This is a genomic window from Tildeniella sp., from assembly GCF_059505325.1.
Genome location: NZ_JCACKI010000022.1, coordinates 27,700 through 51,761, shown reverse-complemented (window position 1 = coordinate 51,761; position 24,062 = coordinate 27,700). Strand labels below are relative to the sequence as shown.

Sequence of the window (24,062 nt, the reverse complement as noted above, 5' to 3'; positions counted from 1 at the left end):
TCTGTTCACTCATTGCGCGATCGCTCGATTGAGGATGAGTGCGGTTCCCTAACGGACGGTAATTAACTTTATAACCCTTCCCATTCATCCCGACTGATGCCAGCTTGCTTCAGAATCTCGGCAAGCAAGTGTTTGCTAATGTCTTGTTGGTGCGGATTGGGCATTCTCACTCTGAGGCTGGCTTTGACCAGGTATTGATGTTTTCCGCCTGGGAATGGTTCGCTAAATCCAGCCGCTTTGAGATAGTAAATCAAGTCTGAGCGTTTGATTGGTCTAAAGGGAGGCATTACGCGACCTCAGATTCAAGCGCTTGAATGTTAAGGTCAATGCCTTCCAACACTGGAATTGGGTGATGAAGATAGATACCTAGCAGAATCCAACCTTCCAACGCTTCCGCCAACTCATCGCGACAGGCTTCCAACGTATCAGCGTTTGCCCACACACCCCGAAAGCTAGGGATCGAACCAAAAAAGCCTTCGTTATCTTCCAAAATTTCGTAGGTAGCCTTGCTCATTGCCAGCTTGATGTATTCAGCAAACATCAGGTTCTCCGTTCGGCATCGCGGCGAAATTGTTCCAGCACTTCGGGATAATTCTCCAGATCATCAAGGGACTTTAAGGGAGGAAACGTTACTCGATCGCCCTCAGCACTGATCTTATCCGTATATGCATAAAACGCTTCGTTATCGTCCCGGTTAGCTAGCACGTAGGCTCGTAGTTCGCTCTTACTCATTGCCTGAAAATTCGGTTTCATCGCTACTTGCTCCATGCGCCGTTTGGTTCAATTTCAATCTCAATTTCCTCCCCTGCCAGAATGAACACTTTTTGTGTACGCTCATCGATTCGTAGAAGATTAACTGGTGTGTACATCTTTGTGAACCAGTAACAAAGGACGAAGCTTTGAAAAACCTGCTCTGCTGTAGGAATAACTCAGTCTCCTCTACATATCCGCTTTTTTGAAGTTTAACATTCTAGCAGTCCTTGCGTTTGGAGATAAGAGTATCGCAAGTCACCGCGTTAGGGCTAACTTGTGGAATATTGGTGGAGAAAGTAACCAGACCAGAAAACCCTATGACGAACCCAGAAGCGTATCGCGTCGAGAAAGATTCGATGGGCGATCGGCAGATTCCCGACACCGCGTACTACGGCATTCAAACGCTACGGGCGATCGAGAACTTTCCCATTAGCGGTTTGAAACCGTTGGCAACCTATGTGGATGCCTGTGTGCTGATCAAAAAGGCAACCGCGATCGCCAATGGGGAACTTGATTGCATTACGCCCGAAATCAGTCAGGCGATCGTGCAGGCGGCGGATGAAGTGCTGAATGGGAAACTGCGGGATCAGTTTGTGGTGGATGTGTATCAGGCGGGTGCAGGCACGTCCCATCACATGAACGTGAACGAGGTATTGGCAAATCGGGCGCTGGAATTACTGGGCGACGTGAAGGGCAACTACAAGCGGCTCAATCCCAACGACCATGTGAACTATGGGCAATCCACCAATGATGTGATCCCAACTGCGATTCGGCTTGGTGGGCTGCTGGCGCTGGAGCGATCGCTGTATCCAGCCCTGGCAAGCGCGATCGCGGCACTGGAGGCAAAGGCGCAGGAGTTTCAGGATGTGATTCGATCGGGTAGAACGCATTTGCAAGATGCGGTGCCTGTGCGGTTAGGCGACAACTTTCGCGCCTGGGCACAGATTTTGAGCGAACATCTGCTTCGCATTGAAACTGCATCCAAGGATTTGATGATTCTGGGGTTGGGCGGAAGTGCGGCGGGTACAGGACTCAACACCCATCCTCAATATCGCTTTCGTGTGGCGGAGATTCTATCGGATTTGATTGATCAGCCCTTGCGACCTGCACCCCATCTGATGGCAGCAATGCAAAGTATGGCTCCGTTTGTGAATGTCTCCGGCTCGTTGCGTAACCTCGCGCAAGATTGCGTCAAAATCTCTCACGATTTGCGCTTGCTCGATTCGGGACCCAAAACGGGCTTTAAGGAAATTCAACTGCCGCCCGTCCAGCCCGGTTCATCCATCATGCCAGGAAAGTACAATCCCGTGATGGCAGAAATGACCTCGCAGGTGTGCTTTCAGGTGATGGGCTACGACACCGCGATCGCCTTTGCCGCGCAGGCAGGACAACTGGAACTCAACGTGATGATGCCCCTCATTGCCTACGACCTGATTCACAGCATTGAGATTCTCGGCAACACGATCGCCGCCCTCGCCGAGAAAGGAATCAAAGGGATTACCGCCAACCGCGATCGGTGTCTTGCTTATGCGGAAGGCAGTTTAGCGTTAGTAACCGCACTCAACACGCACATCGGTTATCTCAATGCCGCTGCCGTGGCAAAAGAATCGCTGGAGACGGGTAAATCGCTCCGCGAAATCGTGTTGGAGCGTCAATTAATGAGTGCCGAAACGTTAGCAGCAGTATTGAATTTAGAAGCAATGAGCCAACTGCCAGAGGCGTAAAAAAGCAATCGATCGCTGTTTGCAAGCGGTTGAACCGTTTAAATCGGTTCTTGTGTATTGGGATGCACAGTAAAAGCTTGTTTTTTGTAGATAATCAAGAACATTACGCGATGTGCAACTAATTCGCCCTCATCCCCACCCTTCTCCTCAGGGAGAAGGGCTTCCAGACCGTTCCGGTTCCCTCTCCCATCGGGAGAGGGCTAGGGTGAGGGCAGTTTTGGCAGGTATTTTAGGAAAGTCGCACATCGCGTGAACATTGCACTAAAAAATGTGTGCTATTGAGCCAACATGATGTCAGCTAATGCCGAAACCTTAATCGCTTCAGCATTGCTTGTCTTGCGCTTCAGCAGTTTGATTGACCAAAGGGCTTTGAGCAACTATGGAACCTGTACTGAATATATCAACACCGCTTGAGACCATTGCTCTACCGCAGCCCTCGATCGCCCTACGCAAACCAAAGTCATGGAGCTGGCTAAAAATCGAGTTGGCGATCTTCTTGATACTGGGCAGTATTGCAGGCGCATCCTGCTTGTGGCTTCTGAGTTTGCCACCCGTCACAAACTGTCAGCAAATTTCGCCCCTCACGCCGGATATCGATCGTCTGTCCTGCGCTCAACAAGCCGCTCAATCGGGCGAGCTACCCAAAGTGCTAGCAGGATTGAAGCTAGTCGAAGAATGGACTCCGGAGCATCCGCTCCACCAAGAAGCACAGCGCTGGATGGCAGACTGGTCTCAATCGGTGCTGACGGCTGCCCATCAAAAAATGAGTCAGAGTGATCTGAATGGTGCTCTGGCACTCGTCCGGCAAATCCCGCAATCGAGTGCCGTTTACAAGGAAGCACAGGAAAGCGTTGCGGGATGGCAAAAGCAGTGGCGGCAGAGTGCGGCAATTTACGCCAAGGCGCAACAAGCCATGCAAGCACAGCAGTGGAGTCAGGCATCAGAGCAGATCGCCTCACTGCGAGAAATGGATTACGAATATTGGCGATCGCAGCAAGCCAATGCTCTCACTGGAAAGCTTTTGCAGGAACAGAAGGCACGTAAGCTCTTTAGTCAGGCACAACAAGCCGCAACCGCTGGTAAGCCAGAGGCGCTCAGTGCTGCGATCGCCCTCGTGAGCCAGATGGGTGCAAGCACCTACGCACGGTCAGACGCTCAGTCGAAGCTGAACCAGTGGAGCGAAGCGCTCTTGACCTTTGGTGAACAGCAGTGGCAAGCGGGAAACCTGGATCGCACGATCGCCGCTGCCCGTAGTGCGTCTCTCAACCCAGAACTGACAGAGGAAGCCGATCGTCTGCTGTGGCTCAGCTATGCTCAACGGCTGAAAGCACTCAGCCTCTCAAATTGGCAAGCCACACCAGAACAGACGCTTAAGTTAGCAGGCGCAATGGCGTTAGCACAGCAGGTGCCGCCAGAGAGCCGCTTCTATCATCAAGCTCAGATTAGCCTTAAGCAAGCACAGGCACACTTGCAAGCGGTGACCCAGTTGCAGCTTGCCCAGTTCATCGCCAGTCCGGGGCAGCCGATCACCTACGAGCTGGCGATCGCCCAGGCAAACCACATTGCCCCTGACAGCCCTCGGCGACTGCAAGCACAAACCCTGTCTGCCCACTGGCACCGTGAGACACAGCGGTTAACCGATCGTCCTATCCTCGCTACCGCCCGCACCTTGGCAGCAGCGGGAACAATTCCTGCACTCCAGGCAGCGATCGCGCAGGCAACTCAAATTAAGCAAGGGCATGCCCTGTATGGCGAAGCACAAAGCTTAGCGTTTGTGTGGAAGCAGCAAATTGAAACCGTTGTAGACCAACCCATTCTGAACCAGGCAGAAGCACTCGCAAGAGAGAATCACTTGAGCGAAGCCATTCAGCTTGCCTCTAGCATTCGTCCTGGTCGTGTGCTTTACCTGCAAGCGCAAGAGGCGATCGACCCCTGGGACGCTCAAATTCGCAGCGCTGAAGCCCAACGTCAGGCACGTGAAGCCGTTCTCACGCCCAAAAAAGGTAAAACTAAAGACAGCGCCCCCCTTGTCAGACCCGACCTTCTTCCCTCTGATCCAACGTTTTCGGCAGCTAGTCCATTACCTGCTCTGACACCAGTTATAACCCCTGTCAAAACTTTCCCCAGAGCAACGGATGAGATTCGTCTGGCTCCCAGAGTCTCGCCAACACTGCAACCAGTCTCATCGCCGAGCGCGGTACTACCTCCTGCCAGCGTCTCTCCACCAGAAGCGATCGAGGTGCTGCCGCCTGCGACATCTTCGGCGAAAGGCGATGTGTTATTACCATCTGACACTCCTTTAAAGGCAGTTGAGCAAGCTCCATAGGCACAGTAGAAACCTGAGCTTAAATCAATCGCTTCGGTCAGGTATTGAAGCCTTTTTTGAATGTCAAACTAAAACAGGACTGACGCAAAGATCCCCGACTTCTATGCTGGAGTCAGCTTTATGGCTGAGTTTTAATTAGAAGTCGGGGATCTAGACACCTTGTGCGTCAGTCCTGTAAACGCTTCAAATTGTCGATCGCCGCAAAACTCAACGTTCAAAATGCTGAACTTTGGAGTGCGGTCAGTACAATGCTAGTTATGCTGTTTGTCGATCGCTACTGTCGATGAGCAGCTACCAGTCAAACCAACAGCCAAACTTGCTGAAGTTGGAAACCCAGATTACCCATTGTGGGTGAGTGCGTTGAATGGGGCGTATAAGGCAAACTCTTTATAAGAGGGCGTTTAGAACGACTGGGATGACAACCTCATGATGTTGACCGAAGCGATGGTATTGGCTGAAGTACTAGCAAACGATTGGCGATCGCGCTTAGAAATAGATATCCCAACCCATAGTGCCGCGACGCGTGAGAGCATCGTGCGCTGGCTCATTGGCGACAATACAGCCCGGTTTGACGACTTCACACCCACCGCACGGCAGATCGCTGAACAGGCAATGGACTACCGCTACCGGATTCTGCGCCAGCGCTATCTCGATTTTGGACCAGAGCGCGCCTATAAAAGCCTAATCCAGCGCTTGAGCAGTCTCTTCCTGATTCGTAACAAAATTCGGACGTGGATTGCGTTGTCTCGCGATCGACAGCGTACCGTTGTGGATGTCCTGCAAGAAGTCATTCAGGAACTACTGCAAACGGATAGCTACATGCAGCAGCAAATTCTTTGGATTTCCACCTGTACTCAAGATGCGCGTCTGCGAAACGCTTTGCTGCTGGCAAGCACCGAAGAATACTGCCTACGTCCCATTCGCAATCAACCGCTCCTGTCTTATCGCTTTGTGAACTACTTACGCCGTTCTCAACGAGGCGGCATGACCCAGGTTCCCGCACAAGAATTCATCCGCTTGGTGTCAGAAGAAATTTCGCCCGATGATTCTGAAGGCTCTGTCAGCCTGTTGGATTCTCAAGCGGTTTCCCAATATCAGGAGGCACAATCGGCAGAAGAACAACAGGAGCTACGCGCTGCCGTCTGCCAACGCTTTGAAGCATACCTCATGGATAAGCTTGGTCCGACTGCGGCTGAATGGCTGCGGCTCTATCTCCAGGGTCGATCGCAAGAAGCGATCGCCGAAACGCTGAACATGCCCATTCGGCAAGTGTATCGCCTCCGTGAAAAAATTAATTATCATGCTGTACGAGTCTTCGCCTCCAAAAACCAACAAGAGCTGGTTGTAGCCTGGTTAGGCAACGCATCAGAGCGCAACAGCTAGACTATAGGAACAGTACGGATAACTTCGACACTGAATGCAGCACGCTTGCTAGGCAGTCACGACGGTATACTCGCCATCATGCGACTGACAAGTGTACGCAAAAGTGACTAAGAAGTAGTCTTAAAGGTAAAGGTTTTACTTAAAAGCTGAGCTTGATTGTGAAGCAAGCAACAACGGTGGGTGTCAACTCACATTTTGCAATAAGCTAGATTTAGCATGTTGCTTCGCCAAACGCTATGAGACCTGTATGAAGCAGCGATCCTTGAAACAGGCAATCAGCACTGTCTTGTCTTGACCCAACGATGGGACGTTGCCAGGATGTTTGGTCACGAAAGCTGATTCAGTAGAATTCACGATTCTATGGTCAAGCAACCTTAGCCGCCATCATTCACTAACACTACAACTCAACGGAGCATGGCAATACGCTTGCCCACCTGAAAGATAGAGGCAATTTAGCTCGTAAACGGCAAAGATAGCAAAACGCAGGCTCAGTAGATCCTATGGTGTCTTCAGGCGACCCAATTAAAGCCCATACAGCGGACTCAGAGGACTTTGCAGTTCCAGCGAAGCCCAAGTCTGACTGGACAGATCAGCTCAATACGGAGCAGGTGTTTCGTCTCATTGACAGCATTCTTCCCTTCGAGGCATGTCTTTACCACCAATTGTTGCCACTCTCACTGGAGGGCAGCCGTCTGAAGCTAGGTATGGTCAATCTGGACGATGCAGCGGCTCTAGACTATGTGCGGCGCATTCTGGCATATATGAACTGCTCCCTCGCACCACAAACGCTGGCTACAGATGTTCATCATGCTGCACTATCGGCTTATCTGAGCTATACAGGCAGTCAGAAACAGCCACTCAGTCGCCCCACTACGGCACGCGCGATCGCCCAGCACACCGGGCAACGTCTGACCAAAGACATTGCCAAAAATGGTGCCTCAGATGCCGACATTGCCGCTGTCGATGTAGAACAACCCCAGCTAGCTCAGGATTCTCACCCGACTTTCCTGGTCGATAGCCCTGAAGATCTCAACTTTCAAGATCTGGACATCGCCACGCCAGCTCCACCGTCTGTATCAATAGAGGCGCGATCGACTCCCCAAGAGGAGCAGGTAGCCGAACAGCCGAACGATTTCAACCGACTGCGAGAAACGCTCATCCTCAAATCTGAGCCACTGTCTGCATCCAAGCCGCCTAAAATCCCTGCACCTGGCGATGCCCTGCCGATCTTACCCGTCGAACCAAAACATCTCTCAGAGCCGATTACAGCGTTGGCAACACTACCTCCCGCAGAGCTGTTGATCGAGCTGTTGGGGCGGCTACTCGTCGGTGGCATTGGGCGACTCTATTTTGAACGCCAACAGCAGTATGGACGCATCCTCTGGAGTCAGAATGGCGTGCTGCAATCGGTCTTAGAAGAGCTACCGCTGGATGTTATTCAAGGCGTAGTGAACGAACTGAAGTTGTTAACTCACCTACCCCTGGTGCCAGTCCAAAAGCCCAAACAGGTTGAAATCGAACGGCGCTATCAGAAACAGCGTCTTTTGCTACGTTTACGCGTGATGCCAGGAGCACATGGAGAAGAAGCAACCGTCCAGGTGCTACGAGGTGCCGCGCTGAAGTTTTACCAGCAGCAGCAGCTTGCCAGCCTCAGCCGTGATGCCCTCACAATCGCTCAAGAACTCCAGCACAAAGTCAATGAAATTCGCGTTCGCACCCGCTTCTACCCTTTGAGCAGCCCTGATCAACTCAGCATTCTGCCCGCTTTAGATCAAGTCATCAAAAGCGTAGAGCAGGATCTTGAGGCACTCAAGGCGTGGCAGTTAGCTGCGATCGAAGAGGAAGAGAACTGATAACGGTAGTGGGCGATCGTTACCTTAGGAGTTGTACAGAAATAACAGCATGGTCTGTAGCTGTCAGCCGTCAGCGAAAAGCTAGCTGACCCAAAAGTGTGCAGTTATTTTTTAGCAAGCTTTTAGTAACAACCAGCGTTAGCAGTCGCAGATGAAGTTTATTGCGGCGATCGCGCTTTAGTCGCTGTACTGGGAAACCGTTCCGTTTGCGCGTCCAGCTTACGGCGGTAGCTGTACTGACCGTAAACATTTACCAGATAGGGCATGGCATATGTGGCGATCACGGAGAGCCAGCGTTCGCGGTTCATTTCGCCCCGCAGCAGAGCTGGACCGTGATTGATCACAAAGAGCAGTGAACCGACAAAGACGGCTGTCTTCCAGCCTGTCGTCACAAACTCTGGATCAAACAGGCTCATGACGTAACCTTTAACCATCCGCATCAATCAATGCTCCAAACGTGATTAGACAAATTCGCCACGAGCCACTAGAATGACCCGACCGCCAACAGAAACTTGCATATTGGCTACCGTTTTTGTCGCTTTGAGTAGCAGGAGCGACGGTCTACCAATTTCATGTCCCTGTTCAACGCGAAGATCAATGGATGGTTTTCCTGCGTACAAGTATTGCACTAAGTAACCTGCTAAACAGCCATTAGCGCTACCAGTCGCAGGATCTTCAGGAATGCCTAATGAGTCAGCAAAGACGCGCACACTAAGATGATTTTCGGGATCATATGTCTCTGGGCAAAAGACCAGTATGTCCTTCGCCTGCGTCTTTTCAATGAGCGCAAAATAGCGATCTTTGTTAACCTTAATTCGCTTTAGTGCTTGATGGGTTTTGAGCGGCACAATGATAAATGGAACGCCCGTCGAAACGTCTTGAATAGGGAAGCGTAGATCGATATCGGTTGTATCAAGATTAAGCATGGGCGTGATCGCTTCTGCTGCAAATGTCTGACCAAAGATCGGTGATCGCTGCTGCATCCACAGCACATTTGCCAACCCATTTTCGTAGAAGATACTGACAGGAATTTGCCCAGCTTTAAGGTTAAGTACAATCGTTTCAACAGGCTGCTTGATGATTTCTTGCTGAAGTATAAAGGCAGTTCCCAATGTGGGATGTCCAGCAAACGGTAACTCTTGGTTTGGGGTGAAAATCCGCACATCATACCCACCCGATCGCAATTCAGAAGACAAAATAAACGTCGTTTCTGAATAATTCATTTCCTTTGCAATTTGCTGCATTTCTGCCGTAGACAGCGCCTCAGCATGAGTAAAGACCGCTAACTGATTGCCAGCATATTTCGTCTCGGCAAAGACATCGACGATATAGAAAGGTAATGATGGCATCGCTTTTTCTTGTGTCAATTTCTGTGCGTCGAACTCGCGTTAATTTAAACTCTCCAGTTCATGCTTCTTGTCAGCCACTTGGGATTTTCTCAATGGAGCCGAAGGAAGGTTAAGGTAACGGCTGATGATCAATTATTGCCTGACAAACTGCGATCGATACACGGCTTCTCCCCGCTCCATCGTTGAGGCTTCGCGTTCGGTGGGGATAGGGAGAGGATTGGAGTCTAGCCAACCATCGTGCATACAGCTAAAAGCGAGATGGGTGGCGAAACGATCGTGCATCTCCACGGCGACTTCTTCCACGTCAGATTGAATAAAGACCGTGCCACCGGGCGCTAGTGCCGCTGCCAGATCCTCAATCAATTCTGGCTGTACAACTCGTCGCTTTTGGTGTTTGCGCTTGAACCACGGATCGGGGAACTGGATCGTCACATACTGAAGCCGTCCCACAGGCAGCGATCGCAGCAAAGGGCGCAAGGAATTGTTGGCATTGCAGAACAAGTAGTGCAAATTGGTCAGGCACAACTCAGCTTTCCAGCCGTTTGCCTGCTCCACCAACGGTTCTCGAATTTCCAAGCCTAAGAAATTCCACACTGGCTGCACCTGCGCCATTTGCAGCAGAAAGCGACCCTTGCCGCAGCCAACGTCCAAATGGAGCGGTCGATCGAGGTCACTATAAAGACGGCTCCAGTCAGGCGGGCTGATCGGAGTCTGATATTTTTTACTCAGTGGGTTGACATGCTCACGCACACGGACGATAGACAAGTGAGAAACCTCTAGAAAAAGGATAAAGGCTAAAAGGAAGAAGAAAGGCTAAAGGATGAAGGCTAAAGGCTAAAAAGGGCTAAAAGAAAGAAGTAAAGGCTAAGGGATGTAGCTTGCTTCTGTAAAGCAGTAGGCTAAAGGCTTAAAAAAGATGAAGGTAGAGCTTTGGAGTTAATTCTGCCTCCTGCCTCCTGCCTCCTGCCTTCTGCCTCCTGCCTTCTGCCTTAGTTTTCAGCCATTCCCCTTCGCAAATCGCTTAGGATCGATCGCATGAGTCTTAATTTTCGCTTCGCCATCATTAGCGACTTGCACATCGCTGTACCGCATACCATTTGGGATCATCCTAGCCGTTTTCATTTAGTTGAAGTCAGCATTCCTGTCTTAGAAAACATTCTCGATCGCCTGAGCACTCTCAAGCTTGATTTCCTGCTACTACCTGGCGATCTGACCCAGCATGGCGAACCAGCAAATCATACCTGGCTGGCAGAACGGTTGGCACAATTGCCATATCCAGCCTATGTTGTTCCTGGCAATCACGATGTACCAACGTTGCAAGCGGATCATCACTCGATCGGGCTGACGGACTTTCCAAACTACTACCGCTCGTTCGGCTATGACAACCCTGACCAACTCTATTACACCTGCCCACTGCTGCCAGGAGTGCGGCTGATTGGGCTGAACTCTAATCAGTTTGATGCCCACGGTCAGCAATTGGGCTGTTTGGATGATGAGCAGTTGCTCTGGCTGCAACGAGTGCTGAAGGCATATCAAGAGGATTTGATCCTGGTCATGGTGCACCATAATGTTGTGGAACATTTGCCAGGGCAGTCACGCAACCCACTGGGGAGGCGTTATATGTTGGACAATGCGCCGACGTTGTTGCAAATGCTGCAAGCAGCAACGGTGCAGTTAGTGTTTACAGGGCACTTGCATGTGCAGGATATTGCTTGCTCTCAAGGTATTTACGACATTACAACTGGTTCGCTGGTGAGCTACCCGCATCCCTATCGTGTGCTGGAGTTGCAGACGGACGATCGCGGGCAGCGATCGCTCCACATTACCTCCGATCGCGTCGAGTCTGTACTCGGTTGGGAAACCTTGCAGCAAACCTCGCGTGACTTCATGAGTGAGCGATCCCAGCCGTTTATGCTCCAGCTTTTAATGCAGCCACCGCTAAAGTTGCCGCAGGCTGAAGCTGAAGCGCTGGCTCCCAGCCTGCGATACTTTTGGGCAGACCTCGCTAACGGTGACGCTATATTTGACTTTCCTCATTTTCCGCCCGCTGCCCGTCGATACTTTGAACGGTTTAGCGCGATCGATGCCAACGGTCAGCCACAACGCATTGATAATGCTGTGATCTTGCGCTTGTCGTAAACAGAATCAGATCGCAAAGTCAAACAGAGAAAACCGCACGTGAGTAGTGGAACCACCTTATTTTTGCTCCTTGTAGCGGCAGTGCTAGAAGCAGGCGGTGATGCCTTGGTGCGATCGGGCTTGCACAGTCCAATACTCCTGAAGCGCACTGCACTGATCTTGCTGGGTAGCATTGTCTTGCTAGCGTATGGTGTCGTTGTAAACCTGCCACCGTGGGATTTTGGACGGTTGCTAGGTGTCTATGTCACACTGTTTTTCTTAGTAGCCCAGCTCATCAACTGGCTTGGCTTTGGTCTCAAACCCACAGTGCCAATCCTGGTGGGAGGTGTTTTGATTCTGATGGGCGGCTTAGTAATTTCACTCTGGAGACCTTGATTGAGCGGTCAGCGATCAGCTATCAGCGGTTAGCTGTGGATGGTGCGATGCTACGTGACCTTGATTGAGCGGTCAGCGATCGGCTATCAGCGGTTAGCTGTGGATGGTGCGATGCTACGTGACCTTGATTGAGCGGTCAGCGATCAGCTATCGGCGGTTAGCTGTGGATGGTGCGATGCTACATGACCCAAGGGCAAAGGCTTAGGCGATTTCCAGAAAAAATTCTACCCTTCGACTTCGCTCAGGGTGCAAGCTAGCTGAGCGAAGTCGAAGCTAGTGGGTAGTTTCTTTGTCGGAAATCTCCTTAGGATCGTGAATGTAATCAAACCGAACGCTTGCGTAGGATGTGTTAGGCGCTAGCCGTAACGCATCGCTGCCAGAGTTTGATGCGTTACGCTGCGCTAACACATCCTACAGAATTCGATCTTATTTAATTCTCATTCCTTAAGACTTGTTAAGACGTAAGCTCATATTCTCTAGCGGGTGTCAGCCAGCCAAAGCCTGCACTGACCGCTGACCGCTAGTTGCTAAACTCACTGCTCATGGCTGACGCACAATACCAAAAACCGATGTAAACCCATGCAGAAACGTGCTGTTGCCGACGGGACCAATCTCGCCACTGCAAAAGAACCCACTTAGAGGCACGTCAGGAAAGTAGCGGCTGAAGAGTCGAGAATCGAAATTGGGTTCATCGTACAGACGTTCGCCCCGTCCGACGCAGGCAAACATGAGCGCACCGATCGCATCGGTTGGTTTTGTCTGCTGATACCGCTCAAGCAGCATTTCCAGGTCTTCGGCAGACGCTTGGGCATCGCGCAGGTGAAACTGAATGCGCTGACCGGGGCGAATGCGATCGCCAATTGCGATCGCGCCCACTCTGGGATCTACGCCCAACAATGATCGAATCAAAAAGTCTCCCTGCTCCAGCTCTTGCTTAAATTCATTCTGAGCGACACCGACAAAGAGGGCATTTTGCGCCAGCATTCGATCGTCCTCATCCAGCGTCTGAATGAGATCTTGCAGCACCTCCAGTGGCGTACGCTTTTGCGACACCCGTGAGCCACCACCAAGCGGCACGGGACTAGAATCTGCCTGCTCTTCCAACCCTAAGACAATGTTCCGTTCGCCGTCTGTTACCCAGTACGGTTGTCCGATCGGTCGGCAGCCCTGCGCCACAATCGTCTCCACGACAACATTGCCGCTCAACGCCAGACCCACCACGCCTTCGCGGTGTAAGCGATAGTCGCAAAATAAACCACTGCCATCATTGGCGGCGGCGCTGGCAATGCCACCCACTTTGGTCGACCCAGGATAGGCAAAATCCAGCCCCTGTAGCAGATCATTAATTTTAGAAAAGGACTGATCAGCCAGTAAAACAAACTGTGGTTGGTCGTCAATCGGCACACCGAGCAGTTCCACCCAGGCATCGGGCGCACTGTCTAAATCAGGCAACTGCTCAGCCGTAAGCTGGAACGATCGCACCGTTACACCCGGCAACGTCGCCAACGTGAGGGCGATCGCAGGCTCATCTTCAACTTCCTGGGGTTGACTGTCGCCCTTCGTTCCAACGACACCAGTGCCGCCGCAACCAATGATGGGAATGGCTGGCAATCGCTCCTGTAGCAGCGGCATCAAGCGAGAATATTCACTTGCAAAGGCAGCGGCAATGAAGACAAAGCCGATGTCAGGCGTACATAGTAGTGCGGCTTGTGCCTTTTGTACCACGTCATCAACGGCTGCCTCTAAGGAAGGGCGAGTGGATAGCGTGCTGACCCACTGAATTGAATTGGCGATGTCTCCTCCGGTCATTGGCTTTCCCCTTTAAGCAAAGGATGATCACCAGCGTAGCTGGAAATGTTTCAATCGTTCGCAGATTCTGAGCAATTATTAGAACAGCCTCAACAATTCTCAAGCTTCGCCAGGGCGTTCTACGGATCTGGTAGAGTAGTGTTAGCGTTACGATAAGTAAAGGTGGAATGCTGTCCGTCGTCCTCTTTCCATTGAGGTAGCGACAATCGTCAACGATTAGGCAACCTTCCACTGGAGTGCGATCGCTCTCTGCCTCACCCAAACAGAGATGACTAAAGCGATGGATGTAAGCGTACATCGATCGGGCGATCGGCAAAGTGCTGATGTTCGGGGAAGCAGCGGTAACTTACGAATCAGTAATGTACCAGCGCTTAACCCATACTCGATAAGAATGATTAGTAGCGAACAATCCATGAGCGATATTCAAGAAAAAATCCAAGATGAGTTGCAGCAAGCCCGTGCCGCTTGTGATGTCAATGGCAGCACCTCCCCTGAGTGTGCCGCAGCCTGGGATGCCGTCGAAGAACTGCAATCGGAGGCAGCTCACCAACGGCAAGCTAAACCCAAGAAAAACTCCCTCGAAGTCTACTGCGACGATAATCCTGAAGCGGCTGAATGTCGCATCTACGAAGACTAATGCCCGCTGACTGCAAGCACCAAACCGCAATCTCCTACAACTTTTGAGCCTGTAGGATGAACAGGTTGACGAGTAGCTTCAACGCCCACCGGGCATTTTAGCTACTCGTCAATTTTGATGTTTAATGTAGACAGAACTGACGCATTTTGACTAAAACCTCCGAGGATTGAGCGCAGTCAATGTCGGCGATGCTCAATCCTTGTTCAAGCTTCTGAGGTTTGCGGAAGTCCTAGTAGAAAGTTTGTTTCCTGTCAGCCCTATCGTTATGACGCTCCCTTCCTGGTTGCCATCGCTCGTCTGGACAGATTATCGACTGGCAATCCTGTTCACCGTTCTCATGCCGCTCATCTTGCTGGGCTGGACTCTGATCGCCAAAGCCGATGCGGTGCAGCGTCTGCTAATCATCTATTGGCGCGTTTCGAGCTTGCTGGCGATCGCCGTATATCTACTGATCGGAGCGCTGCCAGTTGGGTTTATTGCTGGCTGGATAGCGCGAATCTTGATTCCGGTTGCCCTCTGGTTCTGGGCAGATTTAAATGAAGAAATCACAGAACAGCCTCCTAGTCGGTTGAAACTCAGCTTCGTTTCTTGGCGCTGGGCAGTCTCACTTTATTGCGGTCTTGGCGCGATCGCCCAAGTTCCCATTTTGCGCTGTGCCCTCATGGGGACGGATGCCTTGCTGAAAGAGCCTCTTTGCCGTCTCTGGCTTGACCCACCCTGGGCGTTTAGAGAGGCATTTCACGCTACAACAAAACCCTTTTTCTTAGGCTTTTTAGCGCTGGTTGGTCTTGCTATCTATGTAGTGTATCTAGGCTATTTTGTGATGGTGCGTTTGGGTAGGCAGGGACGATCGGCAACAGGGCAGTAGACGCAATGGTTGACTCGGTAAACGCGCCCGGACAGCGCTTAGAACGCTACACCGAAAAGCGCCCTCAGGAGGTTCTACTCGTCACCGTTGATCTAGAGGGTGAACGCGATCAGGTAGCAATCTTCCGAGGCTTTTCTAGCTCACTGGTGCGATCGACTGCCTTTGATCCCGATTTGCCTGTATTGCCTGGTCACGCGGTCATTCAGTCCATCGATCGCTTACAAAGCCCTTATGATCCCAGCAGTCCTCGCTACATCCAGCAAGGGATCACCTGGGCAGCGATGCAACCACTGCTCGAAGCGCTGGATGTCTAGCTAACCCAGGGCTAAATGTCTCCCTCCAGACGCTGAACCGACGTTGATTGTTGCAGTGAGTAGACGCTTACTTTATTGGTGTGGTAACAATCGGATTTCTAAAGAAAATGTTATCCTCCACATTGAGTGTGTTGTGTGGGGTTATTTAATGTATGGTTCAATCTCCAGTGAAGGTGCAAGCGCCCGATAGTCTCGGTCTCGCACCGTTGCAGCAGTCGTCCACGCCTGAATTAGCACGATCGCCGCTTGCCCAATCACCGCCTATAACTGACATCAGCGCTAATCCAGCAATCGCTGGCTCTGGCTGGGGAGGACTGAACCTCCCAGAAAGTCGTTTATTTGGTACAGATGGCATTCGTGGGCGCGTTGGGGAACTGCTGACCGCTCCGCTGGCACTGCAAATTGGGTTTTGGGCGGGACATATCTTACGATCGCAGTCTACTAGCGCTGCGCCCGTGATCATTGGGCAAGACTCGCGCAACTCCGGCAATATGCTGACGATGGCGCTTTCAGCAGGTTTGAATGCGGCTGGTGTGGATGTTTGGAATCTGGGGCTATGTCCTACGCCTACTGTGGCTCATCTAACCAGTACGTCAGGCGCGATCGGGGGCGTGATGGTTTCTGCCAGCCACAATCCGCCAGAAGACAACGGCATCAAGTTTTTTGGCGCGAATGGCAGTAAGCTGTCGCTGGCATTGCAAGCACAAATCGAGTCCGCTTTGCGAGGCATGAGCACCGTAGGACTAAACGGCACTGGCTGTGGGCAGCATTACTACCGCCCAGAATTAATCAACGACTATCTCGCAGCCATTCAGCAACCGCTACAGGCAAAAGGTTTACCACTGCAAAGTCTGCGAGTCGTGTTGGATCTGGCTTGGGGAGCTGCTGCACAGTTAGCCCCACAAGCCTTCGAGTCACTTGGCGCAACGGTTATTTGTCTCCACGACCAACCGGATGGCGATCGCATCAACGTCAACTGTGGCTCGACGCACATGGCGGCATTGCAAGCTGCGGTTCAGGCGCATGATGCCGATCTGGGGTTTGCCTTTGATGGGGATGCCGATCGCGTGCTGGCAGTGGATGCGAACGGTCGTGTAGTGGATGGCGATTACATCCTTTACCTTTGGGGACAAGCCCTACGACAGGCACAGCAGCTACCGGGCGATACGATCGTCGCTACCGTCATGTCCAATTTAGGTTTTGAGCGTGCCTGGGAAAAGCAGGGCGGCAAGCTCATTCGCGCGGCTGTCGGCGATCAATATGTCCACGCTGAAATGTTGCAACATGGCTCTGTGTTGGGTGGCGAACAGTCGGGGCACATTCTCTGTAGCCACTACGGCGTGAGTGGTGATGGACTGTTGACCGCGCTCCATCTGGCTGCACTGGTTCAGCAATCGGGCGGCTCGTTGGCTGCACTGGTTGATCAAAGCTTTCAAACTTATCCGCAACGGTTACAAAACGTGCGGGTAGACGATCGCGATCGACGGCTCAATTGGCAAAACTGCGAACCACTCCAGCAGGCGATCGCGCAAGCAGAAGCCGCAATGGGCAACCAGGGACGGGTTCTCGTCCGCGCTTCTGGCACCGAACCGCTCATTCGCGTCATGGTCGAAGCTGCCACTGCCGATTTGGTAACTCACTGGACGGAGGCGATCGTGTCAGTAGTGCAGCAACACCTCGTCGTCGCATAGAGCCGATGCAGAAACCGGGTTTCTCTATGAGTCCATGCTGTCAAGCATCAGGTGACACCCAGAAGCCCGGTTTCTTTTAGATTAAATTTTCCATGCCTGTGATGGAACTCTCGCCGCGAATCCATCCTTTGGGCAATGTTTGCATGGCTGACGATCGCAATCAGAACGCGTATGCGGCTTCTCGCATTGTGCAACATTATGCGCAGTTAGGTATGCTACAGCCTGCCGAAAAGACTGTCCTTGATCGTCTTCACGATCGCTTACCCGGCATGAAAATGCTCGACATTGGGGTGGGTGGCGGACGGACAACAAAGCACTTTGCTGCGATCGTTGCAGACTATATCGGCATCGATTACTCGGCTGCGATGATTGCTGCCTGTCAAAAACGCTTCGCAGACTCTGCTCAAACAGCGCTATTTGAAGTCTGCGATGCGCGAGATCTAAGCCGCTTTCAAGACGATTCGTTTGATTTTATTTTGTTTAGCTTTAATGGTATTGACTATGTTTCTCACGTCGATCGGCTCAAGGTTTTTGCAGAAATTAATCGAGTGGGCAAACCTGGTGGCTATTTCTGCTTTTCAAGCCATAATCTTCAGGGGTTTGAACAAGCCTTTGCGGTGAGAAAGCAGCTTAGCATTAACCCGTTTAAGATGTACGTTAATTTGGTGATGGTAGCGTTGCTACGTTCCTTCAATCGCTCTATCACCTCTAAACAGTTGGCTGCTGCCGCACATATCGTGGTGAAGGATGAATCCCATCACTTTCGTTTGCGAACCTATTACGTCAGACCGCAAGAACAGCTCAATCAACTCAAAGCGAACTTTGGTACTGTTGAAGTCTATGGATGGCAAAGTGGCTTAAACATCACGGGTGAACGTGAGCTGATTGCTAATGTGGATTTGTGGCTTTACTATCTGTGCGTCATTGCTTGAGCAGGCAGGCGAGGGAGAGGTTGTTTGCAGCGTCTGGCGGTTAAAACTGCGACTACAGCACCGAGTTCGCCGACACGGACTACGGAAACGAAACGGTTTTGAAACCTGCGGAGGCAGTTTATAGCCCTTCGGTCATGGCTACGCTAGAGTTCGTCTAGCCGCGACTTAAGTTGCTAAGGCTATTTCGATCGCACACTGAGATTAATCAACACTGATGCGCATTCGCTCAGCGCCTGGGGCACTCTTACCCTTATACAGATGGCAGATGGGGTAGAAATGAGCCAAGCTAAAGGCGATCGATCGACTGAAGGCTGATTGCTAAAAACCTTTTATTAACAGTCGTTCATTACCAGTCGTTGTGGTTGCCCACCGTCAATGTGGAACTTTGTTAACGGCATCAAGAATTGCTCTATCACACAGACGTTCCTGATACCATGCAAAAACCTCGTGCATCGTACTCAATCCAAGTGGAGAAACCCCTATGGCGCTTGAACGGGATTGGGAATCAGAACAGGATCAAGCACGCTGCTTGGCGAAGCTACTTTGGGCAGTTGAGCAGTTAGGGGGTGATGCTGATCCCAGTCGGTTGGGCAAAACAGCCGAACTGGTGATTCAAACAATGACCGGACCGTGGCGCTTTTTTCACACGCCTGAGCATATTTTTGAGGTCGGCGAGTCAGGCGATGCGATCGAAGTATTAGCGGCATTGTTTCACGATCTGGTGTACGTCCAGGTCGATCAGGGTGTGAGCGTCAACATCAGTGGCTATATTTCGGCGTTTGTGAAGGAGATCACAGGGCAGTTGGTCATTCGCGATCGCACTGAGCTACCCGATGATCCCATGTTTGCAATGGTGGCGCAGTTATTTGGTTTTGCACCAGAAGAAGTGCTGAAGCCAGCGGCTGGGCAGAATGAATTTCTCAGCGCGGTCATTGCTGCCAAGTCTCTAGAACAATTGCTTGCAGCGGAGCAAATCGCCCAGATTGCTGCCTGTATTGAGGCAACCATTCCGTTTCGTAGCGATTCTGAGTCGGGCTTGAGTCCGAGCGATCGCCTCTACACGCGGTTGCAGCAAACCAACCTCACAATGGGCTTTGGCTGGCGAGACGAGGAAGTATGCCAGATTGTGCGGCGATCGGTGCGGCTGGCAAATCGGGATATCGAAAATTTTGCCTATCCCTCTGCGGCTGACTTTCTCGACAACACCTGGAACCTGCTGCCCGAAACGAATCACGATTTGACCAACGCTAACTCGTATACGGTCAGTGGTTACCGGGTTTCGCTGCAAAAGATGGAAGGCTTTATGTACTTCCTGAAGCCCGAACTGGTCTTTCAGCGGTTTCAATCGGAGCCGTCTGTAGAGGTTTATCAGCAGCTCATTGCACGTACGCAGCGCAATCTAGAGGTGGCTCGGCTCTATCTCGGCAGCAAACTACTGTCGATCGCCGTGATCGAGGCACTGTCGCAACGATTGGGACAGGATATTCCGCTGGCAACTATGATGGGCGAACTGTCATCGCATGGGCGATCGGTGGCACAACTAGAGAATTTTTTGCCCCAGCGATCAATGACCGTTGCCCCTGAGACCGACATTGAGGAAGACGTGCTGAGCCTGGTAGAAAAAGGACGCGGTCAATCGTCTTCCTACGACATCAAAAATTCACCCGTAGCGACGTATCTGATCAAATCGGTCGGGTTCTCAGAGTCTCGTCGCCTGTTAGTCCATGCCAAGTCATTTTTTAAGGGGACGCTGACGGCAGAAGCATTTTTGGCAACGTGCGATCGCGCTGTTGTGGATACCATCACCAACGGCATTCTAGAGGTCTTTGAAAGCCGCAAAGTTGCCATGCGCGGGCTTGCGTGCAGCAAGGAATGCTCCTGATTGCGCTCAAGACCGACGTATGATCTGGATGCAGACCTCCTTAATTGAATCACTGGTTATGATGAGCTTGCCGTTTGGAAGCCCGCGAATGCTTGGTTGGATGGCGATCGCTGTTACGTTTACAGCAATGCTTGGTGGTCAGCTTATAGTGCCCTCTGCGATCGCAGCCGATCTAGCTAAACCCGATCCAGCTAAACCCGATCTAGCTAAACCCGATCTAGCTAAACCTGCCAATCTTCGCGCCGTCAACATCTGGACGCGTGTTTTGGGAACCGCTAAACTGCCTGAGCCGTGGCGTATTGCGCCCTGCAACAGCAAAGCTCCTCTACTCTGTGTGTACCATCAGGGTGCATTCGTTGGCAACGTTGAGTTGGGGACGTATCTCATTAGCAGTCGAGCAGATTTAAGAAAAAAACTGACGGAGGCGGGCATTCCAGCCAAAGCATACGCCGATCCGAAGTATCGCAGCCAGGTTGAAACAGCGCTTAAAGCGTGGGTAGCAGATTACTACGCCGTCTTTAAAGACGATCGCAAGTCTGCATACGGCAACAAAATCACGTTCACCGCTCAACCGCCGACCCGTGCCACGATCGGCAAACTCACGGGACTGCGCTACGGCTTTGCAGGTGTCAAGCAGGACAGCAGCATTCATGAAAAGCGTGTGGGCTATGTGGCGTTTGATGGTGCCATGTTGTATATCATCACCACTGCGTCTGATGCCACGTCTGAAACAGGTAAGTTTAAGACGCTCGAAGACTTCCAGCGCTTTGAACCATCCTTAACTAAGCTGGTAACAGGCTTACAACTGCCGATCGCCAAACCAGCCCGTTGACTGCCCATTTAACCCTTGGCAAGACGGTGCAGCCAGATATAGTCAGACCCTTCGGGGCTGCACTTGCTTTGAATGAGGCTGTTGGAGTAAAAAAGATTTTGCCCAGAGCGATCGGTGAGATAACCAGAAGCCGTCCACTCGCCGTAAGGATCGTTGACGTAGAAACCGCTCTTGTTATACCCGCGAATCACCACAATGTGACCAAAGCTAGTGAAATAGCCGTGGACAATGCAAGGACGACCTTCGGCGATCGCCTTGCGAATGTCAGCCAGACTTCCCCGTAGCGTCAAATTATCCTGCATGCCGTAAGCTTTCGCCATTTTCGCCAGATCATCGGGTTCATGACGGCTCAATCCACTCCCATCCATGTAGCGGTACAGTTCGTCTTCAAACTGGACAGCACTGGTACGCTGCTTGATGCGGAAGTATGCCATCACCATTGAGAAACTGGTGACATTGCAGGCTCCAGTCGGATTGACCGCATTATCAAGCTGACTTTTGTAAGCAATACTGAGATTTTTACTTGCCGGAAGGGCACCGGGCGGTGGCGATGGGGCAGGCATCGGCTTGCTGTAAACCACTTTGCCCTGGCTATCGATGAGCTGCACATGATAGCCGTAGACAAACCAGGTGTTTCTGGGTGGGTCGCCTAAAAAAGCGCCCAGGAGTGCGACTTTGAGATGGTCATTTTCAACAAATTTCCAGGAGCTAAGCTCAAATACTTTATCCGCTGCAACCGTCACTTTATCTTTTGCAGGTAGTTTTGAGGAGTCGCCCGGTGATTGCTTAAATATGGTACTTTGAACGACTTTAAGTCTCATAAACAACGCCCCCTGAAGCGAAATGAAAGCATCGAACGATCAACACAAGCTACATCAGTGGTCATCTTACAGGCTACACGACAGGCTACACATTGATATACCTATCCACAGTGAGCCTTTCCACAAATCCATCTATATACGCCAGCCGAGTGCCACCTATAGCCATCTAACGGATAGCCATCTAACGGATAGCGATCGACCGCATAGCGATCGGTTCCTCTACAGCAGCTAAACTGTGTGCTGCCTCATCATACAGCCCCAGTAAAGGTAACGGCAAAATCGTCCCCGATCGTAGCTTTCAGCGCTCAGCTTTCGGCGTTCAGCGTTCAGCGTTCAGCTTTCAGCTTTCAGCGCTCAGCTTTCAGCTTCTGCCCTCTGCCTTCTGCCCTCTGCCTCCTCCCTTCTGTTCCCCAGAACGCTACATATAGCGTAAACTCACAATCGGACGCACTAAGATGGGTTGAGTTCGATTAAGATGAAGCTACAGCAAGCGGTGAAACCTATGACACGCGCAGGCATTGGGATTCGGACGGCAAATATGCGCTCCGAGCGTCTCACAGGACAAATTCATGTTTACGATGGAGCCGGGAAGGGAAAGTCTCAGGCAGCTCTCGGTGTTGTGCTACGTTCCATTGGTTTAGGCATTCACTCTGATCTACAAACCCGTGTGCTGCTGCTGCGCTTTCTCAAGGGTCCTGGGCGGACGTATGACGAAGATGGGGCGATCGAAGCCCTACAGCGTGGCTTTCCGCACCTGATCGATCAAGTGCGTACCGGAAGAGCTGAATTTTTTGGTTTAGACGACATTACCCGCTTTGATCAACTGGAAGCACAGCGCGGATGGGATGTTGCCAAGGGCGCGATCGCATCAGGTTTATACTCAGTCGTCGTACTCGATGAACTCAATCCTGTTCTAGATTTGGGCTTGCTGCCCGTAGATGAGGTCGTGAGCACGCTCAAGCGCAAACCCAATCACATGGAAATCATTGCGACCGGACGAGGTGCGCCACAACCGTTGCTGGACGTGGCTGACCTGCATTCAGAAATGCGACCCCATTACCATGCGGGTGCCAAAGAACAGGGCATTGCTGGCATTGAGATTTACACCGGGTCAGGTAAAGGGAAATCAACCAGTGCGCTGGGCAAGGCATTGCAGGCGATCGGCAAAGGCATCAGTCAAGACAAATCGCATCGCGTGTTGATTATGCAGTGGCTCAAGGGAGGCAGTGGCTATACCGAAGATGCCGCGATCGCCGCCCTCAATCAGAGCTACCCTAGCCTTGTCGATCACCAGCGCTGTGGACGCGATGCGATCGTGTGGCGGGGACAGCAGCAAGAACTCGATTACGTTGAAGCTGAGCGCGGGTGGGAAATTGCCAGAGCGGCGATCGCTTCTGGCTTATACAAAACCATCATTTTGGATGAACTCAACCCCACGGTGGATTTAGAACTCCTGCCAGAGGAGCCGATCGTCCAGGCGCTGCTTCGCAAACCGCGTGACACTGAGGTGATCATCACCGGACGCTGCAAAAACCCGCCTGCCTACTTCGACCTTGCCAGCATTCACTCTGAAATGATTTGCCACAAACACTACGCTGAGAAAGGCATCGATCTCAAACGCGGTGTCGATTTTTAGTTAGGGCTGACGCATAGGACAACTACTCTACTTGCCTCATCCGGTAGCCCAAACCATGCACCGTTTCAATTAAATCACCCGGCGTACCCGCAGCACGAAGCTTGTGCCGCAGCGTTCTGATGTGAGTCTTAACGGCTTCTTCGGTTGGGGATTCGTCAAGCGACCAGAGCCGATCGATAATGCCGGGTCTACTGAGCACACGTCGTCCATTGGTGACCAGCAGTTCCAACAGCGCATACTCCTTAGGCGTTAAAGACAAAGGTTGTTCACTGTAAGTCACATCGTAAGTGCTGGGATCGAGGCAGAGGCTGCCCCAATACAGCTTTGGTTTCATCGTCGCACTGCCGCGTCGTAGCAGTGCCCGAATTTGCGCCATCAATTCCTCAAGGTCGAAGGGCTTGACGATGTAGGCATCTGCTCCTGCGTCGAGTCCAACAATTTTATCTGAAACTGTATCGCGGGCAGTTAGCATCAGAACAGGAGTCGAGATGTTGTGGTCGCGCAACTTTTGACACAGTTCGATACCGCTTAGCTTTGGGAGCGTGAGATCAAGCACCACCAGGTCATACTCTAGCGTTTCCAGCCAATCCCACCCGATCGCACCATCTTGTGCAGTATCGACCGTATATTGGCGATTGGTGAGTGCCTCCGTCAGCAAATCGGCAATTTGAAGATCATCCTCAACCACTAAAATACGCATTAACGTTTCGTTTTCAGAATAAAAGTACAGTGATACAG

The 24,062-nt window shown here is 51.6% G+C and carries 24 protein-coding genes; 14 read left to right on the top strand and 10 right to left on the bottom strand.

All coding sequences use genetic code 11. From position 1 onward, the window contains the following. Positions 1-68: 68 nt before the first annotated feature. Genes AC5JO6_RS09420 through AC5JO6_RS09405 form a run of 4 tightly spaced genes read right to left on the bottom strand, consistent with a single transcriptional unit; the run spans position 69 to position 926 of the window. A complete protein-coding gene (locus AC5JO6_RS09420) occupies positions 69-287 on the bottom strand; it encodes a type II toxin-antitoxin system HicA family toxin (protein ID WP_496080804.1) in 219 nt (72 codons plus the stop codon). Next, entirely contained in the window at positions 287-541 is a 255-nt protein-coding gene (locus AC5JO6_RS09415) for a type II toxin-antitoxin system HicB family antitoxin (protein ID WP_496080803.1), read from the bottom strand. The genes AC5JO6_RS09420 and AC5JO6_RS09415 overlap by 1 nt, the downstream gene beginning before the upstream one ends. Beyond that, positions 541-753, bottom strand: coding sequence for a DUF6887 family protein (locus AC5JO6_RS09410; RefSeq protein WP_496080802.1), 213 nt, complete (start codon positions 751-753; stop codon positions 541-543). Before AC5JO6_RS09410 ends, AC5JO6_RS09415 begins: the two co-directional genes overlap by 1 nt. A 2-nt stretch (positions 754-755) precedes the next feature. Then, entirely contained in the window at positions 756-926 is a 171-nt protein-coding gene (locus AC5JO6_RS09405; RefSeq protein WP_496080834.1) for a DUF6888 family protein, read from the bottom strand. 144 nt (positions 927-1,070) lie between these two features. On the opposite strand from AC5JO6_RS09405, the gene AC5JO6_RS09400 reads away from it, so the two are divergent. The 4 genes from AC5JO6_RS09400 to AC5JO6_RS09385 all read left to right on the top strand — a co-directional run bounded on the left by AC5JO6_RS09400 (position 1,071) and on the right by AC5JO6_RS09385 (position 8,039). Further along, positions 1,071-2,477 (top strand): aspartate ammonia-lyase, encoded by a 1,407-nt coding sequence (locus AC5JO6_RS09400; RefSeq protein WP_496080801.1) that lies wholly within the window; start codon positions 1,071-1,073, stop codon positions 2,475-2,477. 379 nt (positions 2,478-2,856) lie between these two features. After that, positions 2,857-4,803 carry a hypothetical protein gene (locus tag AC5JO6_RS09395; protein ID WP_496080800.1) on the top strand — a complete coding sequence of 649 codons (1,947 nt, stop codon included), beginning with the start codon at positions 2,857-2,859 and terminating at the stop codon, positions 4,801-4,803. A gap of 426 nt (positions 4,804-5,229) precedes the next feature. Then, entirely contained in the window at positions 5,230-6,186 is a 957-nt protein-coding gene (locus AC5JO6_RS09390) for a HetZ-related protein 2 (protein WP_496080799.1), read from the top strand. Between the two features lie 500 nt (positions 6,187-6,686). Further along, a complete protein-coding gene (locus tag AC5JO6_RS09385) occupies positions 6,687-8,039 on the top strand; it encodes an ATPase, T2SS/T4P/T4SS family (protein ID WP_496080798.1) in 1,353 nt (450 codons plus the stop codon). Positions 8,040-8,197: 158 nt separating this feature from the next. On the opposite strand, the gene nrtS is transcribed toward AC5JO6_RS09385, so the two are convergent. From nrtS to trmB, 3 genes are all read right to left on the bottom strand, one after another. Continuing rightward, positions 8,198-8,479, bottom strand: coding sequence for a nitrate/nitrite transporter NrtS (gene nrtS, locus AC5JO6_RS09380; protein ID WP_496080797.1), 282 nt, complete (start codon positions 8,477-8,479; stop codon positions 8,198-8,200). Positions 8,480-8,500: 21 nt separating this feature from the next. Further along, positions 8,501-9,388: a PhzF family phenazine biosynthesis protein gene (locus AC5JO6_RS09375; protein WP_496080796.1), complete on the bottom strand. Its 888-nt coding sequence runs from the start codon at positions 9,386-9,388 to the stop codon at positions 8,501-8,503. A gap of 132 nt (positions 9,389-9,520) precedes the next feature. After that, a complete protein-coding gene (gene trmB / locus AC5JO6_RS09370) occupies positions 9,521-10,153 on the bottom strand; it encodes a tRNA (guanosine(46)-N7)-methyltransferase TrmB (RefSeq protein WP_496080795.1) in 633 nt (210 codons plus the stop codon). 270 nt (positions 10,154-10,423) lie between these two features. Between trmB and AC5JO6_RS09365 the strand changes: the two genes are divergently transcribed. Beyond that, entirely contained in the window at positions 10,424-11,527 is a 1,104-nt protein-coding gene (locus tag AC5JO6_RS09365; RefSeq protein WP_496080794.1) for a metallophosphoesterase family protein, read from the top strand. A 39-nt stretch (positions 11,528-11,566) separates the two neighbouring features. Then, on the top strand, positions 11,567-11,902 hold the full coding sequence (locus AC5JO6_RS09360; RefSeq protein ID WP_496080793.1) for a hypothetical protein: 336 nt from the start codon (positions 11,567-11,569) through the stop codon (positions 11,900-11,902). A gap of 540 nt (positions 11,903-12,442) precedes the next feature. Here AC5JO6_RS09360 and AC5JO6_RS09355 read toward each other — a convergent pair. Beyond that, positions 12,443-13,711 carry an FIST signal transduction protein gene (locus tag AC5JO6_RS09355; protein ID WP_496080792.1) on the bottom strand — a complete coding sequence of 423 codons (1,269 nt, stop codon included), beginning with the start codon at positions 13,709-13,711 and terminating at the stop codon, positions 12,443-12,445. A 412-nt stretch (positions 13,712-14,123) separates the two neighbouring features. Between AC5JO6_RS09355 and AC5JO6_RS09350 the strand changes: the two genes are divergently transcribed. The 7 genes from AC5JO6_RS09350 to AC5JO6_RS09320 all read left to right on the top strand — a co-directional run bounded on the left by AC5JO6_RS09350 (position 14,124) and on the right by AC5JO6_RS09320 (position 20,867). Then, a complete protein-coding gene (locus AC5JO6_RS09350; RefSeq protein WP_496080833.1) occupies positions 14,124-14,348 on the top strand; it encodes a Calvin cycle protein CP12 in 225 nt (74 codons plus the stop codon). A 265-nt stretch (positions 14,349-14,613) separates the two neighbouring features. Next, positions 14,614-15,216, top strand: coding sequence for a DUF3177 family protein (locus AC5JO6_RS09345; RefSeq protein WP_496080791.1), 603 nt, complete (start codon positions 14,614-14,616; stop codon positions 15,214-15,216). Positions 15,217-15,221: 5 nt separating this feature from the next. Then, entirely contained in the window at positions 15,222-15,530 is a 309-nt protein-coding gene (locus tag AC5JO6_RS09340) for a DUF7734 family protein (RefSeq protein WP_496080790.1), read from the top strand. 152 nt (positions 15,531-15,682) lie between these two features. Next, a complete protein-coding gene (gene glmM / locus AC5JO6_RS09335; protein ID WP_496080789.1) occupies positions 15,683-17,221 on the top strand; it encodes a phosphoglucosamine mutase in 1,539 nt (512 codons plus the stop codon). A gap of 101 nt (positions 17,222-17,322) precedes the next feature. After that, complete coding sequence (locus AC5JO6_RS09330) at positions 17,323-18,153, top strand: class I SAM-dependent methyltransferase (RefSeq protein WP_496080788.1); 831 nt, start codon at positions 17,323-17,325, stop codon at positions 18,151-18,153. Between the two features lie 481 nt (positions 18,154-18,634). Next, on the top strand, positions 18,635-20,035 hold the full coding sequence (locus tag AC5JO6_RS09325) for a hypothetical protein (protein WP_496080787.1): 1,401 nt from the start codon (positions 18,635-18,637) through the stop codon (positions 20,033-20,035). Between the two features lie 88 nt (positions 20,036-20,123). Next, complete coding sequence (locus AC5JO6_RS09320; protein ID WP_496080786.1) at positions 20,124-20,867, top strand: hypothetical protein; 744 nt, start codon at positions 20,124-20,126, stop codon at positions 20,865-20,867. An 8-nt stretch (positions 20,868-20,875) separates the two neighbouring features. Here AC5JO6_RS09320 and AC5JO6_RS09315 read toward each other — a convergent pair whose 3' ends face one another. After that, entirely contained in the window at positions 20,876-21,688 is an 813-nt protein-coding gene (locus tag AC5JO6_RS09315; RefSeq protein ID WP_496080785.1) for a C39 family peptidase, read from the bottom strand. Positions 21,689-22,190: 502 nt separating this feature from the next. Between AC5JO6_RS09315 and AC5JO6_RS09310 the strand changes: the two genes are divergently transcribed. Then, positions 22,191-23,324, top strand: coding sequence for a cob(I)yrinic acid a,c-diamide adenosyltransferase (locus AC5JO6_RS09310; protein WP_496080784.1), 1,134 nt, complete (start codon positions 22,191-22,193; stop codon positions 23,322-23,324). Positions 23,325-23,346: 22 nt separating this feature from the next. On the opposite strand, the gene AC5JO6_RS09305 is transcribed toward AC5JO6_RS09310, so the two are convergent. Then, positions 23,347-24,024 (bottom strand): response regulator transcription factor, encoded by a 678-nt coding sequence (locus tag AC5JO6_RS09305; protein WP_496080783.1) that lies wholly within the window; start codon positions 24,022-24,024, stop codon positions 23,347-23,349. Between the last annotated feature and the right edge of the window lie 38 nt (positions 24,025-24,062).

What these genes read in the sequence shown, in the direction of transcription:
- nrtS (WP_496080797.1), bottom strand. Translation starts at nt 8,479, where the DNA reads ATGCGGATGGTTAAAGGTTACGTCATGAGCCTGTTTGATCCAGAGTTT.
- AC5JO6_RS09345 (WP_496080791.1), top strand. Translation starts at nt 14,614, where the DNA reads ATGACGCTCCCTTCCTGGTTGCCATCGCTCGTCTGGACAGATTATCGA.
- AC5JO6_RS09410 (WP_496080802.1), bottom strand. Translation starts at nt 753, where the DNA reads ATGAAACCGAATTTTCAGGCAATGAGTAAGAGCGAACTACGAGCCTAC.
- AC5JO6_RS09320 (WP_496080786.1), top strand. Translation starts at nt 20,124, where the DNA reads ATGCTTGGTTGGATGGCGATCGCTGTTACGTTTACAGCAATGCTTGGT.
- AC5JO6_RS09325 (WP_496080787.1), top strand. Translation starts at nt 18,635, where the DNA reads ATGGCGCTTGAACGGGATTGGGAATCAGAACAGGATCAAGCACGCTGC.
- glmM (WP_496080789.1), top strand. Translation starts at nt 15,683, where the DNA reads ATGGTTCAATCTCCAGTGAAGGTGCAAGCGCCCGATAGTCTCGGTCTC.
- AC5JO6_RS09355 (WP_496080792.1), bottom strand. Translation starts at nt 13,711, where the DNA reads ATGACCGGAGGAGACATCGCCAATTCAATTCAGTGGGTCAGCACGCTA.
- AC5JO6_RS09385 (WP_496080798.1), top strand. Translation starts at nt 6,687, where the DNA reads ATGGTGTCTTCAGGCGACCCAATTAAAGCCCATACAGCGGACTCAGAG.
- AC5JO6_RS09420 (WP_496080804.1), bottom strand. Translation starts at nt 287, where the DNA reads ATGCCTCCCTTTAGACCAATCAAACGCTCAGACTTGATTTACTATCTC.
- AC5JO6_RS09305 (WP_496080783.1), bottom strand. Translation starts at nt 24,024, where the DNA reads ATGCGTATTTTAGTGGTTGAGGATGATCTTCAAATTGCCGATTTGCTG.
- AC5JO6_RS09390 (WP_496080799.1), top strand. Translation starts at nt 5,230, where the DNA reads ATGATGTTGACCGAAGCGATGGTATTGGCTGAAGTACTAGCAAACGAT.
- AC5JO6_RS09340 (WP_496080790.1), top strand. Translation starts at nt 15,222, where the DNA reads ATGGTTGACTCGGTAAACGCGCCCGGACAGCGCTTAGAACGCTACACC.
- AC5JO6_RS09315 (WP_496080785.1), bottom strand. Translation starts at nt 21,688, where the DNA reads ATGAGACTTAAAGTCGTTCAAAGTACCATATTTAAGCAATCACCGGGC.
- AC5JO6_RS09400 (WP_496080801.1), top strand. Translation starts at nt 1,071, where the DNA reads ATGACGAACCCAGAAGCGTATCGCGTCGAGAAAGATTCGATGGGCGAT.
- AC5JO6_RS09395 (WP_496080800.1), top strand. Translation starts at nt 2,857, where the DNA reads ATGGAACCTGTACTGAATATATCAACACCGCTTGAGACCATTGCTCTA.
- AC5JO6_RS09415 (WP_496080803.1), bottom strand. Translation starts at nt 541, where the DNA reads ATGTTTGCTGAATACATCAAGCTGGCAATGAGCAAGGCTACCTACGAA.
- AC5JO6_RS09350 (WP_496080833.1), top strand. Translation starts at nt 14,124, where the DNA reads ATGAGCGATATTCAAGAAAAAATCCAAGATGAGTTGCAGCAAGCCCGT.
- AC5JO6_RS09330 (WP_496080788.1), top strand. Translation starts at nt 17,323, where the DNA reads ATGGAACTCTCGCCGCGAATCCATCCTTTGGGCAATGTTTGCATGGCT.
- AC5JO6_RS09310 (WP_496080784.1), top strand. Translation starts at nt 22,191, where the DNA reads ATGACACGCGCAGGCATTGGGATTCGGACGGCAAATATGCGCTCCGAG.
- AC5JO6_RS09365 (WP_496080794.1), top strand. Translation starts at nt 10,424, where the DNA reads ATGAGTCTTAATTTTCGCTTCGCCATCATTAGCGACTTGCACATCGCT.
- AC5JO6_RS09375 (WP_496080796.1), bottom strand. Translation starts at nt 9,388, where the DNA reads ATGCCATCATTACCTTTCTATATCGTCGATGTCTTTGCCGAGACGAAA.